This window comes from Mesobacillus harenae (assembly GCF_013343715.1).
GTDB classification, from domain to species: Bacteria; Bacillota; Bacilli; order Bacillales; family Cytobacillaceae; genus Mesobacillus_A; species Mesobacillus_A harenae.
In genome coordinates, this window is the sequence record NZ_JABUNR010000002.1 from 352,885 (window position 1) to 367,827 (window position 14,943).

13 protein-coding genes and 1 pseudogene are annotated in these 14,943 nt (G+C 41.0%); 5 read left to right on the top strand and 9 right to left on the bottom strand.

The window, feature by feature from the left end; genetic code table 11:
• Positions 1-4 precede the first annotated feature (4 nt).
• Genes HRJ06_RS03905 through HRJ06_RS03915 form a run of 3 tightly spaced genes read right to left on the bottom strand, consistent with a single transcriptional unit; the run spans position 5 to position 2,164 of the window.
• Positions 5-649 carry an amino acid ABC transporter permease gene (locus tag HRJ06_RS03905; RefSeq protein WP_174729197.1) on the bottom strand — a complete coding sequence of 215 codons (645 nt, stop codon included), beginning with the start codon at positions 647-649 and terminating at the stop codon, positions 5-7.
• Between the two features lie 33 nt (positions 650-682).
• Positions 683-1,540 carry a transporter substrate-binding domain-containing protein gene (locus HRJ06_RS03910; RefSeq protein WP_174729334.1) on the bottom strand — a complete coding sequence of 286 codons (858 nt, stop codon included), beginning with the start codon at positions 1,538-1,540 and terminating at the stop codon, positions 683-685.
• A 15-nt stretch (positions 1,541-1,555) separates the two neighbouring features.
• On the bottom strand, positions 1,556-2,164 hold the full coding sequence (locus HRJ06_RS03915) for a TetR/AcrR family transcriptional regulator (protein WP_174729200.1): 609 nt from the start codon (positions 2,162-2,164) through the stop codon (positions 1,556-1,558).
• Positions 2,165-2,377: 213 nt separating this feature from the next.
• Here HRJ06_RS03915 and HRJ06_RS03920 point away from each other — a divergent pair, with 213 nt between their 5' ends.
• Positions 2,378-2,905 (top strand): NUDIX domain-containing protein, encoded by a 528-nt coding sequence (locus tag HRJ06_RS03920; RefSeq protein WP_174729203.1) that lies wholly within the window; start codon positions 2,378-2,380, stop codon positions 2,903-2,905.
• A 658-nt stretch (positions 2,906-3,563) separates the two neighbouring features.
• Here HRJ06_RS03920 and HRJ06_RS03925 read toward each other — a convergent pair.
• Positions 3,564-4,553, bottom strand: a complete 990-nt coding sequence (locus HRJ06_RS03925) for a Gfo/Idh/MocA family protein (protein ID WP_174729206.1) — start codon at positions 4,551-4,553, stop codon at positions 3,564-3,566.
• 406 nt (positions 4,554-4,959) lie between these two features.
• Here HRJ06_RS03925 and HRJ06_RS03930 point away from each other — a divergent pair, with 406 nt between their 5' ends.
• Positions 4,960-5,463, top strand: a complete 504-nt coding sequence (locus tag HRJ06_RS03930; protein WP_174729209.1) for a hypothetical protein — start codon at positions 4,960-4,962, stop codon at positions 5,461-5,463.
• Between the two features lie 144 nt (positions 5,464-5,607).
• On the opposite strand, the gene HRJ06_RS03935 is transcribed toward HRJ06_RS03930, so the two are convergent.
• From HRJ06_RS03935 to HRJ06_RS03955, 5 genes are all read right to left on the bottom strand, one after another.
• Positions 5,608-6,306 carry a DUF1028 domain-containing protein gene (locus HRJ06_RS03935; RefSeq protein WP_174729212.1) on the bottom strand — a complete coding sequence of 233 codons (699 nt, stop codon included), beginning with the start codon at positions 6,304-6,306 and terminating at the stop codon, positions 5,608-5,610.
• 28 nt (positions 6,307-6,334) lie between these two features.
• Positions 6,335-7,636 carry a M20 family metallo-hydrolase gene (locus tag HRJ06_RS03940; protein ID WP_174729215.1) on the bottom strand — a complete coding sequence of 434 codons (1,302 nt, stop codon included), beginning with the start codon at positions 7,634-7,636 and terminating at the stop codon, positions 6,335-6,337.
• Between the two features lie 139 nt (positions 7,637-7,775).
• Positions 7,776-9,206, bottom strand: a complete 1,431-nt coding sequence (locus tag HRJ06_RS03945; protein ID WP_174729218.1) for a sodium:solute symporter family transporter — start codon at positions 9,204-9,206, stop codon at positions 7,776-7,778.
• Between the two features lie 211 nt (positions 9,207-9,417).
• A complete protein-coding gene (locus HRJ06_RS03950; RefSeq protein ID WP_174729220.1) occupies positions 9,418-11,175 on the bottom strand; it encodes a helix-turn-helix domain-containing protein in 1,758 nt (585 codons plus the stop codon).
• Between the two features lie 94 nt (positions 11,176-11,269).
• On the bottom strand, positions 11,270-11,836 hold the full coding sequence (locus HRJ06_RS03955) for an MEDS domain-containing protein (RefSeq protein WP_174729222.1): 567 nt from the start codon (positions 11,834-11,836) through the stop codon (positions 11,270-11,272).
• 429 nt (positions 11,837-12,265) lie between these two features.
• On the opposite strand from HRJ06_RS03955, the pseudogene HRJ06_RS23160 reads away from it, so the two are divergent.
• The 3 genes and pseudogenes from HRJ06_RS23160 to HRJ06_RS03965 all read left to right on the top strand — a co-directional run.
• Positions 12,266-12,399, top strand: a pseudogene (locus HRJ06_RS23160) (sortase domain-containing protein); the annotation flags it as partial.
• Positions 12,400-12,658: 259 nt separating this feature from the next.
• Positions 12,659-13,906, top strand: a complete 1,248-nt coding sequence (locus HRJ06_RS03960) for an Nramp family divalent metal transporter (protein ID WP_174729224.1) — start codon at positions 12,659-12,661, stop codon at positions 13,904-13,906.
• Positions 13,907-13,926: 20 nt separating this feature from the next.
• On the top strand, positions 13,927-14,943 hold the full coding sequence (locus tag HRJ06_RS03965) for an NAD-dependent epimerase/dehydratase family protein (RefSeq protein ID WP_174729226.1): 1,017 nt from the start codon (positions 13,927-13,929) through the stop codon (positions 14,941-14,943).

The window sequence follows — 14,943 nt, forward strand, 5'->3', positions numbered from 1 at the left end:
CAACTTATACATAGATTGATAACCGTTTCTCCAGTCTTTCCAGTAAAAATGAAAAGCCGGTACTCATAATCCAGTACATTATAGCAATTGAAATATAAAACGGCATATACACATAATATTGGGCAATTAAAAGCTGTGAAGAGCGCAATAATTCGGTTACCGTAATAACCGAAACGAGCGAAGTTTCTTTTAGCATGCCGATAAATGTATTTCCCGCCGGGGGAATCGCCACTCGAATTGCCTGTGGAAAAATAATTCTCCTCATTGTCTGGACTGGAGTCATTCCGGATGCATACGCAGCTTCCATTTGTCCCTTAGGAATCGATTGCAGGGCTCCTCGAAGCGTTTCTGATAAATACGCACCGATACTGATGCTTAAAGCAATATAGGCAGCAGTCAATGGCTGGAGTTTGATTCCATAGTCAACAAGACCATAATACACAATAATAATCTGAACGAGTGTCGGGGTTCCGCGGATAATCGAGACATATGCCCTGGCCATCCAGCGAATCGGCCGATTCCCTTTCAGCCTTGCTACTGCTACAAACACAGCAATAATGGACCCAAAAAACATCGAAACAATAGTGATGAGGAGCGTATAATACGCCCCTCTCAATAAAAATGGCAGGTTTTCAATAACAACATCCATGTTATCTAAAAATTCCTTTCCGGTTTATCCTGTTTACTCCTGCGGCTCTTCTCCAAACCATTTTACAAAAATCTCTTTATAAGTTCCGTCTTCCTTCATTTCTGCTAAAATACTGTTTACTTCCTCTATAAGTTCGTCATTGCCTTGGCGTGTCGCAATCCCGGCGCGATCTGACTTGATCGGCTCACCAACCGCTTTGATTTTAAAGCCATTTTTCTCGACTACTGGCTTGATGGCATACATATTGTTGATGGTTGCATCAATACGCCCAGCATCTAAATCTTTCAAGGAAGTAATAACATCGTCGTACGTCATGATGTTAAAATCGCCAACCTTAGGCATCAATTCAGTGCGAAGATAGGTTTCATCATTCGTTCCTAAACCAACACCAATATCCTTCCCTTTAAAGTCCTCTACAGCCGTAATAGTATCGTTATCTTCATGAACAATCACTTTTACATTGTTAGTAATATAGGGATCACTAAAGTCCATCTGCTTTTTGCGCTCGTCGGTAATCGTCATCTGGCTGATTACAACATCAAATTTTTCAGCCTGAAGGCCTGCAATCATTCCTGAAAATTCTTGTGCTACAAATTCAACATCGACATCTAAGCCTTTTGCAATTTCTTTCGCGATGTCAGCATCAAAGCCATCCATTTCCTGGTTTTCATTTAAGAAGTTATATGGCTGATACGTACCCATTAATCCAACTTTCAGAACGCCGCGATCTTTAATTTCTTGTAATAAACTTGCTTCCTCGTTATTTTCGCTATTATCGCTGCCAGCAGAATCCTGCTCAGTGTCATTATTCCCGCCACAAGCAGTTAGAATAACCGAAAATACTAGTAATAAAATGAGGGTAATGAACGAATTTTTTCTTTTCAATTTAATCTCTCCCTTTTTTTCTTATATTCCAAGCAGGCCAAAGAATTCAAAGCGTACCACTTCACGGGCAAGTTCACCCGCCGTTTTGCTCTTAAGGTGTTCAGAATCTGAATCAAATAACCATTTGGAAAGTATTCCTTCAACAAGACTCATCAATAATGCCGATTGTAAAGCGGAATCCTTCTCGGGTAAGATGCCAAGTTCAATCGCTCTTTCAATGTTTTTTTGAAATGCCTTTTCAAGCTGCTGGCGGGTTTTAATGATGGCTTGCTGAACAGAATCCTCTGTTTCGATTCCTCTAAGCAACAGCTCTATTAAGCTTTTATTCTTTTCGGAGAATAAAAACAAATCTCCAAACAGTTTCTCCGAGGCTTTGACTGCATCCTGAATCGTTCCGCCCGATTGCCGATATCCTTGAGAAACTACTTTTAAAAGTTCCGTTTGGCCACTCTCGATTATTTCTAGAGCAATCGCTTCTTTACTTTTGAAATACCAATAAAAGGTTCCTTGCGCAACGCCGGCTTCCCGAACGATGTCCGAGATCTTCGTCCGATGATAGCCCTGTTCAGCAAATAGCTGCAGCGCAATCTCAAGAATCTGAACCCTTCTTTCAATAGCTTTTCCATCCATCGAGAAGCATCCCCCCTCTTGATTGATTAGTCAGTCAGTAACTAAAATTAATCCTATAAAATTACTATGAATTAGTCAAGAGAAAAATAATAAAAAGGTTACAGGCACCATCCATTTTTCTGGATGGTGCCTGTAACCTTAGCATTCAATCCCTTTATGGTATTATGTTAGTAGGAACGATGATTTGAAAGCAACAAACTTGAGGTGATAACAGTGACTTGGAAAATTAACAGCAGTGAAAATAAGCAGGTTGACCGTTTTAACGTGACGATCGATCAAGTGGTTGTTCCAAATGGAGATGAAAAGACATTTTCGTTTATTGACTTTGCGAAGGGTGTTTGCGTCCTGCCTATAACAAATGACAACCATGTTCTTTGTTTAAGACAATATCGTCATGCGCTTAAAAGCTGGGAATGGGAATTGCCTGCAGGCAAGATCGATTTAGAAGGATCTGATCCAATCGACACCGCTAAAAAGGAACTAGCAGAGGAAACGGGGTATATAGCAGAACAGTGGCTTGAATTGGGCAGCTTTTATCCATCGCCAGGTTCTACTACAGAGGAAATCTTCCTGTTTGCAGCAGCCGGATTAACCAAAACAGAACAGAAGCTGGAAAGCAGCGAACAAATTGAATTACATAAGATTAGCATGATAAAATTAAAATCTTTAGTTCAAAGTGGAGAATTCAAACACGGAGCCGGTCTGGCTGCAATATTGAGATATAAATTTACAATTGATTAAAGGAAAGCACTGCCGCCCTAGGCAGTGTTTTTTTGGAGAGAAAACTAATCAACCGTTTGATTATTATAAGAAGAGCCCCCAAACCTATAAGCCACAACGAAATTCAGCCTCCTCCACTTCAATCAACCGTTTGATTAAAAATATCTATAGCGTCCTCTGCTTCTTCAGGAATTGTACATGGTATAACAGTTTGGTTTTTGGAAATTACCTGGATGGTGCCTGTCACCTGGAAATATCCTGGTAGTCACCCAGTTACCACCAATAAATCTAACTGGACTTGTCCCTGTTTTATGCACCAAATTGCGCATTCTGTATAGGATGTAATAAAGGTGTAAAGGTGTGGTGAAGGATGCTGCTTGAATTTACCCTTTATCTCCTTATTGGATATACAAGCCTATTTATAAAAAAAGCAGGAACGTTTAGGGAGATTAAGAAGGACATAACGTTTATAATTTTATGGCCATTAATACTGCTGCTTAAATACGTAGAAATGGTAGATGAAGTAAAAAGAAATAGCCGGCAATAAGAAATGAGAAAAGGACACCTTCCCAAAATTGGGCAGGTGTCCTTTTTGGTTAGCCATTGCCATTGGCAGCAGGAACCTGGGAATTATTTGGATGGTGCCTGTCGCCTGGAAATGGTCACCTGGAAATCTATTTTACTTATTAGCGTAATAGTCTTTTACTAGCTCGTCCATTACCCAATTGGTTTTAGCTGCTGTTGTCCCTGTACTTGGGCAAGTCCCATTTCCGGTCAATTCTTCGACGATTGTTTGGATCAAAGGCTGTTGGATGTGAAGAGGATTTTCGATAGTCCACTCTTGGTCAGAACTCGCAGTGGTCAGCCGGATAGGATCATCACCAAAGGTTGAAAACTCTAGCTTGCCCTTACTCCCAATAATCTCATTACTATCAAGGTGGTCATAAGCGGAAAAACACCATGCACAAACTCCATGGATCCCTGACTCAAACTTGTATGTACCTGTAACAATATCTTCTGCTTCATAAAGTCCATTTTGATTAGATGCGAACCCCTTCACTTCTTTTATAGGTCCTAGCAGAAAATCTAGAATATCTAGAGTGTGGCTGCCAAGGTCAAAAAACAATCCACCTCCTGACAGATGTGGCTGGATTCTCCATGGAGGATTGACTTGGTCTCCCTCGGATCCTGTCGGGCGAAAATGCTTTGTAGACACAAGGCGGATTTCACCAAGCACGCCACTGCTTAAGATTTCCTTAATTTTAGCAAACCGTGGAAGAGCACGTCGATAATATGCAACAAACAGCGGGACATCCGCTTTCTCGCTAGCTTCAATGATTTCCCTGCACTCAGAAAAATTTAACGCCATCGGTTTTTCTATATAGACCGGTTTTCCGGCTGCTATTGCTTTTAAACCATATTCCTTGTGAAAGGCTGGTGGTGTAGCGATATAAATCGCATTTACATCTGGGTCATTGATCAATTCATCTGCTGAATCATACCATTTCGGTACATTATGTCTAGCAGCATAATCTTTTGCCAAATCACCATTTCTTCGCATCACGGCTACGAGTTTTGAATTGTTTACTTTCTGAAAGGCAGGGCCGCTTTTAACTTCAGTAACATCCCCGCAGCCAATTATCCCCCAACGCACTTCACTTAATGACATGTTCTTAACCACCTTAATGAATTTATCTCTACTCTTAGTCTATTGGAACTTAACCTTTCCCTCACCCAAGAGAGAGTTATATCTTTAGAAACCAGTTGCACCCAAAAACCACTCTTCCATAGTGATTTTCCAGCCTTCACATTTTAAAACATATACGGACAATTCATTGATTTCTACTCCAATTTGTTATATTTCCATCATACAACTTTTCTCAGTTTTCCGTAAGTTTGATAATATACCCTAACCTAAACCCTGAAATTACCAGGTGACAGGCACCATCCATTTTTTTCTAGTACCTTTATCTTCTGTTATCGGGTAGTGACGAACAGACTACGTGTGGGTATAATAAAAGTTGTGGGGAACTACTACTGATTTCGATCAATAAACTGAAAGTGAGGTGAAAAAGATGGAGGAAATATTAAAACTTATTTTACAACGACTGGATACTATGGACCAGCGTTTTGATAGTATTGATAAACGTTTTGATGGTGTCGATCAACGTTTTGATGGTGTCGATCAACGTTTTGATGCTGTCGATCAACGTTTCGATGGTGTCGATCAACGTTTCGATGCTGTCGATCAGCGTTTTGATGCTGTTAATCAGCAATTTGTTGCTGTTAATCAGCAATTTGTTGCTGTTAATCAGCAATTTGTTGCTGTTAATCAGCAATTTATTGATGTCGATAAACAATTAAAATCGCTGGTTAATCGTGTAGGTGGTCTTGAAGAAGGCCAACAAACTTTTAATACTGAACAAAGCGAGATGAGAAAAGAAATGGCGTTCTATTATGGAAGTATGATGAAGAAACTGGATGAAACAAAGGTGGAACTATCCAGTGAAATCAAGCACGTGTCCGCTGTCCAAAAGCAGCACCAAGATGTGTTAGAGATACTTAATGAAAAACAGTAAGACCCACAACTTCTCCGGTTACCCGCATACTAGTCACTTCTAATTATATCATCAAATAATTTCCTCACTTTAGATATTCTCAAAAAAGGGTGACAGGCACCTTCCAGAAAACTGGATGGTGCCTGTCACCCTGTAGTCACCCCTTTAGTCTTGCAGGAGTCCCATTTTACGGGATGATTCGAAGTCGAATGTGCCGGCTGGGTTGGCTTTGGTTGGGAGCATGCTGACGAATGGGAAGAGTTCTTTTTTGGCAACTTCGTAGACTCTTCCTAATTCTTTTACAGGGTCAGGATGCTCATCGACGCGGAGGTCAACCAACGGGTAGGCTTCGGTGTCGACTACTTTTAGAGCGGATGATTGTCTGCCGCGCTTATCTCCGCCAGCATCTTGACCAGCTTGCAATGCTTTTAATAAGCGTTCTGCAAGAGGCAATCCCTTAGACTCTGCAAAGGCCTTGGATGCTTCCTGTATTGTATCTTCTCCAACAAGCATATTACCGGCCACTCCGTAGTTTTCACCGACGGTATGACCATACCAGCCATCGCAGTTTTCACCTGAAAAGGCTACTGCCTTTCCCGTGTTATCAACGATTACAAACTGACGTATCTCAGGGTTAGGATCTTCTTTTAAAATCCGATCCATTACATCTTGTGCTGTTGCTCCTTCTTTTAGGTACTGTAAACCATTAATTCCGATATAGGGATTAACAAACGACTGGGTTGCAATACCGCCTACTCCAGCTTCAACAAATGGGCAAAGGCTGCCCACTGCAGGAACCTTTGTCGAGACAGCCACTCCGAATTGTCCTGTATTTTCACATCTAGCCGTAATTGAAAAAGTCATTATAGCTCCTCCTTTAATCCATCTATATTTAATCTACCATAACATCTTCGATAAACGCTTTTAAAACATGCACCACTGCGACACAATCGTTGAGAGATGTCCATTCCTTTGGGTTATGGCTGATGCCGTCCTTGCTTCTGACAAACAGCATCGCAGCAGAGATTCCGCCGCCGCCCAAAATCATCGCATCATGGCCAGCGCCACTTGGTATATAAGTCGGCTCAATCTCAAATTTCGCAAGAGCTTTTGCTAGTTTATCCTGTAAATTTTGCTGGATAGGCAGCGGGGTTATTTTCGTGTTACAGACAAGCTTAACCTCCATATCTGCTGCTGCAGCAATTTTTTCAGCCTCCGCAAAAATCAAATCGACTAACCGATCTCGTGTTTCTTGATGAATATCACGTATATCAACAATCATTTGCACTTCTTGGGCAATAACGTTAACCCCATTTGGATAAACGTTCAACTTCCCTACTGTCGCAACTGCAGTGTCGCTCACCTGCTGCGGGAACTCTTTTACAGCTTTAATAAACAACGCGGACGCTACCAGTGGATCTCGGCGCCCTTTCATTGGCGTATTGCCGGCATGTCCCGCTTCACCAACAAAGGTGACCTCCAGCCAGGCCGGCCCGGCGATTCCGCTAACAATTCCAACAGGACGGTCTTCACGTTCGAGCACCTTCCCCTGCTCAATATGAACTTCTACAAAGGTATCAATTTCACGGGGATTATTTCTGGCATCTAAATAGTGCGCAACACTGCTTCCGTACTCCGTAATAACCTGTTCAAACGGCTTGCCGTTTTCATCCCGAAGTCCCTTTAGTTCTTCAATATCTATTTTGCCCATATATGCCCGGCTGCCCGTTAAGCCAGCTTTGAATCGTGAACCCTCTTCATCAGAAAAAATAACGACCTCGTACGGCTTTTCCGGAGTATAGCCTTGCTCCCGCCAGGCTTCCACTACCTCCAAAGCCGCCAGCACGCCTAAAGGACCATCAAAGTGCCCGCCATTTGGGACACTGTCAACGTGAGAGCCGGAAACGATGGAAGGCTTTTCACCTTTGCCTTCCAGCTTTCCAAACACATTTCCTGCACCATCGATCGAAATCGTTAGACCGGCATTTTTCATCCAGCCAATCACTAATTCCTTTGCCTGCTTTTCTTTAAAAGAATAACCCGGGCGATTCACTCCGCCACTTTCGGTATAGCCGATTTCCGACAGCTTATAAAGCCTGGAGGCCAGCCTTTCTCCGCTAACCCCAGAATGACTGAGTTCTGTATGATAGTTTTCTATTAATTTATCGTAAAAGGTTTTCTCTGAAGCTTCCATCCAATCAACCTCTCCGCTACCTACCAGATTTTTTTCTTTTTTAATTCGTACAGGAAATAGCCAAAAATATAGAACATTAAAGCCCCTGACCCAATGATGCTAACCCAAATCAACACGGTAAAAGCTCCCTGTGAAATAATCATTTACGCTTCACCTCCGCAGAATTTCCGACCTGATAAAGCCTCTCCCAATTGTAATTGGCAGGTTTTACGAGACTTCCAATCCAGCACACGAGGAAGGAAATCCATCCGCTTGTAACAACTCCCTGTAAATCCCCGACTGTAAAGTAAGCAAGATAGCCGCCAATAACAGCAAGAACTGCAGCAGCAAATGCTACATTTGCATTAAGCTTTTTCCAAAACAAGCCATAAATGATCGGGAATACAAAGGCGGCATTAATAACGCCAAGGAAGATCAACATCTGCAGCATTGTTAAGAATTTAGGCAAGCTGATAAGAAGCGCCAGAATTCCAATCACGACCGTTAACCATTTTCCTGTTTTTAAAAGCTTCTTATCATCAGCCTTTGGATTAATCGTTTTATACACATCATTTAAAATTAGTGACACAAGAGAATTAAGGATCGCTGCAATAGTCGATGCTAAAGCAGACCAAACTCCGACAAGGAACACCCAGCTGACAAATTTACCTCCGTATATCTCAGCAATATAAGGAGCAACCTGGTTTATTTGATCAGGAGCCTGTCCTGTACCAATAGCTACAAAAGCCAATGTTGCTGTAGCAAGCGGCACGAAGAACCAGCCGATTCCCGCCAGCCCAAAAATGCTCATCAGCTTATCTTTACGGACAGCATAAGCACGCTGCCAGAATGTATTATCCATGAACACTTCCCCAATACCCATCATGGCACCGGCGAACATAAACAGAATGCCTGCAGGAAGGAATAAATCCAGTTTTTCGGGTGCTAACTCAAGCATCCCTTCATAAACAGGTGCCACTCCAGTTGAAAAATAAACAATTGGGGGCACAACAATGACAACAATAAAGATCAGCATAACCTGGAAGAAGGCAATCCCTGTTACAGATGAAAACCCGCCCATAGAGGCATAGATAATTACAATAAGGAATGTTAGTATTACTGCCAGTTCATAAGGAATATTGAAGATCTGCTCTAACAAGAGCCCTCCGCCAATCCCTTGAGTCATCAGCAAGCCGAAAATATAAATAAATACCATAATCAAAAAGAAAAAGTAGGTTTTACTGTCAAAACGATTTTTGTAAAAATCCCCTACCGTTTTTCCATTCGGAATGACCTCGTGAATTCTTTTTCCTAATGGAGAAAATGCGACAACCGCTACTCCTCCTAGGAAGGAATAAGCAATTGCCCCGATCACACCCATGCCATAAGCAGCCTCAGGCGCGGCCATAATGGTGTTGCCTGTGACCCAAAACGCTAAAAGGGATGTAGTTCCAAAAGCAACGCCCAGCTTACCGTTCCCCGAAATATAATCATCAGCTGTTGAAACCTTTCGGGATATATACCAGCTTGAAGCAATAAAGGCTGCTCCAAGTGCTAAAATTACAAGAATATTGCCCCATGGAATGCTCATTTACGCTTCTCCTTTCTCTTGTATTCCATTTCTCCATAAAGCCCTAACATTGGACCAAACGTAGAAATGACGACTATGAGAAATAAAACGATGCTTATCGTAATCCAAAAACCCATATTAACATCCCCTTTGAATATTTACTGATTATTATATATTATTCTGAAAACTAACTACATGTCGTGTTAGACAAATCAAATAAGCCGCATTTGTCTTAATTAGACAAATGCGACTTATTAAGGTAACTTCTGATTTTTAAGGCTAGATTTAGTTCAAAGCCAATCTCTCCGCTAATTTGGCTGACACCTAAAATCTTTTTTATATTATTAATGCGATATTTAATCGTATTTTCATGCACAAACATATTTTCCGACGTTTTTCTGGTGCTCTGGTTGTGCGCCAAAAATATTTCAAGAGTTTTCACGAGCTCTGCATTATGCTCCCTGTCATAATCCAGAAGCTTTTCCAGATTCATTTTTAGGAAACTCTCTAATTCTTGCGGATCGATATTCAGAAAAAGCCTGTAACCTCCCAATTCTAGGTAGTTAATGAAATCTTTCTCACGAGAATTCACCTGTTTTAAATACTCGATACATTTAATAGAATCTTGTAATGAGTAGGAAATCTCCTTCATATTTGAAAAACTTCTTCCCAACCCAGCTAGAATCGTTAGTTTGCTTCTGCTTTTTAGCTCATTCACCAAGTCGCGGCCTGTACGGTCGATTTCTTTTTCATCCATCCGTTCATTTATGATGAGAAGAATCGAACACTGCATCGAATTTTCATAGACAAGTGACTTGTATGGAAACAGGCTTAAATGGCGATAGAGCAGCCTTGAAAAGCTCTGTTTTATTCCGTGTATCTCTTTAATCCCTGATAGCTCACTGGCAATCTCAATTGTCAGCAGAACGTAGCGGTTATTTTTCCGGTACAAATCTTTCTTTTTTAAAAATCGCATGCTTTGCTCAGGCTGATTTAAGATTTCTTTCATTAAATATCCTTCATAGCTGAACTGACTCGATATGTATTGATTATGAGACTGCAGTTCTAGAGCAAACACAGTGGTCGCCTGCTCAATCGCAAAAAGATCAAGTCCATCAAGAACTTCATCTTTTTCGGCTGCCACGATTAGCATTCCAGTTAGTTCTGCTTCAATTTTTATCGCGAAAAAGTAGACATCATAGGAAATATTATTCACCATCACCTGCTTGTGTGCAGGCGGCTCGTCCCATAATAAAGCTTCATCCCTTACCAACTCGCTAATTTCATTTAAAGACTCAGAGGTACTGGATAATAAATCAAAAAAATCATTCGCTACGCCGACTGGTTTATGGATCAAATCAGCAAGGGTCTTTGTTATCTTCGCTAATCCTTGATGGGACATATATACCTTTGTCAGTTCCCTGTGAATATGGTTGGAGCGGTTATTTTGAGAAATTAGCATGGCATTTTCTATCGCAATCATCGCTTGATTAGCGAATGTCTGCAATAGCATCAAATTATCATGGGTAAATTCAACACTTTCTGAGAAACTGTCAATTGTCAGTACCCCAAAGCATTCATGCTGGTTCATTAAAGGAGCACAAATCGTGCTTGTCGGGACCATATGATTTTCTCCTAGTGCACTTTGGTAAAGCTCCATGTTCTGAACTGTCAGGTCCGACATACCTTTGGAAGTGTCCGTCCTAGAAGTAAACAGCTGCGCTTGCTTTAATTGGAACGTCTTACCAGACATTCCCTCATTCGGCTGCAAAGCTACCTCTTTCAAAAACTCCATATTAAACCCTACAGCAGACTTGGCCCTTAAGTGTTTCTTATGGGGATCATACAAAAAGAGAACACTGGCATCAGCCCAATCAAACACACTCAAAACTTCCTTAATCAAAAGCTGCAGCACCTCATCCAAATTCCGAGTAGACGTCAAAGCCTTCGTCGCATTAATCAAACTCAAAAGCTGCTTCTCCGTATTCATAGGCAATACCTCCCTTTATCGGTGACAGGCACCATCCAGTTAACTGGATGGTGCCTGTCACCTAGAAATTATTTGGATGGTGCCTGTCACTCTATTAGACGGCATCTTTAGATAGGTAAATGATTTCATCGTCTGTAAGCATGACTTTGTGGCATCTCATTAATGTTGCTTTTAGAGAGGGAGTGATCCTGCTGGCATCATAGGCACATACTGAAACGAGGCTATGATCATCAACCATCTTGTCTACGCCCTTTTCATATTCTTCGATGCAGCCGGAAATCTCCTCGATATCTCTCCATTCAATATGGCCCCAAGTTCGTACTTTTTTGTTATCCCCAAGATAAGCCTCGATATTTTGGGAGAAAACGGACAGGATTGTTTCAGGATGAAAGTTTCCGTGGGCATAATAAAAGTCGAAATTATTTATGAAATGTACTTTATCTAATTGATTCTTATCTACCTTTGTTTTTAATTGTTCAAGAATTAGTCGATAATTCCGTTCATTTTCAACTAGCATAACATGCTCACCTTTACAGACACCAGAAGCAATATAAGAAACAGTATTGTTAATATAACATTCCGGGTTGTCATAATGATAAAAAATATGTCTCTCAAAAGGCCGATTCAATTGGTTTACTTGTTCCATTATATTGTTACTCATTGCCTTGCCCTCACCCACTTAGATCAAGTTTATTTTATTATAACAGGTTAATTTTGGATATTGGCAAACTCCATGTAGGAGAATACTACCATAAATATAATTGGGGGGACTTGAGGGTGACAGGCACCATCCAAAAAATTGGATGGTGCCTGTCACCCTTACCGGTTATAATTACCATTTTTATGAATGCAAAAATGCTATTTTAAGGGGATTGGAATATGGGTTTTTTTCCTTGTTCTTATGTTGTCTGGGCTGTTAGTTATAGCGTTTGCGGTTAATGAAATCTATACAGCTGATAAATCCTCAGAGAAAAAAACGATCAAAGCCGCTGAAAAAATTTAAACAGGTTCTCCCCAAATGAAATTTGACTTCAAAACTGGTTTTATCATCAAGATGAGTTATGATGAATTCCGCTATCTGATTGAATCAATTAAAATTGTGGATGCAGATGATACAACCGTTATCAGAAACACTCCCCCAGAGAGATCCTAACCGTTACAACATGTTACCCCTTCTCTTACATCGGGAATGCCCCACAGCGATTTATCTTCGTTGCATCCTGATCCAGAAAGTTGGATCGTTCTCAAAAAATAAGCCTTACCTATAAAAGAGGGTAAGGCTTTTCTTTAAGCGGACATTAGTGCTATTCATAAGCATGCATGACACCTGTGCGGCTGGTAAGATCTTAACGTAATTAAAGACATATTAAAGACATTGGCTTTATTTAATAGAGTCTTTAACATATAGTTAAGCAGTATTCTGAATTTATAGAAAACTATTAGTGAGTGTTTTCGAAATCATCTTTCAAAGGGGGATTTATTGATGGAGTCTGGTATTAACAAAAATGCGGTGGCACCTGGTCAAGAGTTAAAAGCTAAACGGAGTTATTTAAGTCATTTGGGTCCTGCCTTTATCACGTCAGCTCTTGTACTTGGACCTGGCAGTTTGACCTTGTCTTCAAAAATCGGTGCCATTTATGGCATGCAATTGATTTGGGTTCTTATGGTTGTTGTTATTTTTATGATGATTTTTACTGAGATGAGTACAAGAATTGGCTTGGCTGCTAATGAATCTTTTATTCAAGTAATGAAAAATAAATGGGGAAAGCCGGCGGCTATATTAATTGGATTTGGTGCCTTTCTCGTTACAGCCTCTTTCCAGGCAGGTAATGCACTAGGTTCTGGGTTAGCCGTCTCCTCTATTGCAGGACTCTCATCTACTTTTTGGATTACATCAATTACTTTACTTGGAATGGCCCTCTTATTCACAAAAAACTTTTATAAGATCCTAGAAAGGCTAATGCTCGGTCTTGTCCTTGTCATGCTTGTATCCTTTGCCGTAACACTAATTTTAACAAAGCCCTCCATTACCGATTTATTTGCTGGTTTTGTACCAATCATACCGGATGGATCACTGCCTCTCATCATTGCCCTCACAGCTACAAGCTTTTCTATAGTTGGAGCATGCTATCAATCTTATTTAGTTCAGGAAAAAGGCTGGACACTGAAGCACAAAAACTCAGGCATGAAAGAAACCTATCTGGGAATTTTCATTCTCGGCTTTATATCTTTAATGATTATGCTCTGTGCAGCTACAATCTTAAAGCCACAAGGCGTCGTTGTTAACTCTGTTTCCGAGATGGGTTTAGCATTAGAACCGCTTTACGGGAACTGGGCTACTGTTTTATTTATGATTGGACTTTTCGGAGCATCCTTCTCGTCCCTTATGGGAAATGCGACAATCGGCGGTACCATGCTATCTGACGGTCTTGGAATGGGAAGCAAACTATCTTCCAAAGCCGTAAAGGGCTTTATCTTGCTCGTGATGGCCTTCGGATCTCTAATCGGCATCATTTTCGGCTCTGCACCCGTGAACATGATTATCTTTGCTCAGGCCATTACCATCGTTATTGTTCCTTTTATCGCCATCGCCCTCCTTGTGGTTGCAAATGATGAAAAGATCATGGGTTCCCTTAAAAATACGCTTTGGAAAAATATCATTGGCGTAACTGGATTAATTGTCCTTATTTTACTAGCAGTTAATAACATCATTAACATCTTCTTTAAATAAAAACATAGAGGTGAAAAAATATGAAAACTATCGCAGAAGTAGAAGAAGTAATGACCATACCTTCAAAAGAGCTAATCTATGATCTAGGGAAGCTCGATGGTGACATTATGATCCTTGGTGTAGGCGGCAAAATGGGGCCAACGCTAGCTAAACTGGCTGTACGTGCTATCCGGGAAGGAAATTTACAAAAAAAAGTTTTCGGTGTTTCACGATTTTCATCAGGTTCTCTTCAAGAGGAACTCGAGAAAGAAGGAATCGAAACAATTGCAGCTGACTTATTGACTGACGGCGACCTGCAAAAGCTTCCCACTGTTAAAAACATTATCTACATGGCTGGGAATAAATTTGGAACAAACGGAAATGAACATTATACCTGGGCAATGAATGCCTATCTACCAGGCCGTGTGGCTGATAAATTCCCAGACTCCAGAATGGTTGTTTTCTCAACTGGCAATGTGTATCCGCTAGTACCTGTCACACAGGCAGGCTGTGACGAGGACCAGCCTGTCAATCCTATTGGAGAGTATGCCCAATCCTGTCTTGGAAGAGAACGGGTTTTTACGAATTTCTCCTATAAAAACAATAGCCCAATGACTATATTTCGTTTGAATTATGCTATTGATATGCGTTACGGGGTTCTCTTAGAAATCGCAAAACAAGTGTTTGCAGAAAAGACGATCGATTTAACAATGGGCCATGTCAATGTTATCTGGCAGGGCGATGCCAATGAATATGCCCTTCGATCACTGTTGCTAGCGGACAGTCCTCCCACGATTTTGAACGCTACTGGTCCTGAGACGGTTTCAATCAGATGGCTTGCAGAGCAATTTGGAAAGGCATTTAAAAAAGAAGTTTCTTTCACAAGCGAAGAACAGCCCACTGCTTTACTAAATAATTCCGCAAAGGCCCATCAAGCGTTTGGCTACCCAAAGGTATCATTAAATCAAATGATAGCCTGGACAGCAGAATGGGTGGCAGAAGATGGGTTTGTCTTAAATAAACCTACCCACTTTCAGGAACGACAAGGGGCCTTTTAA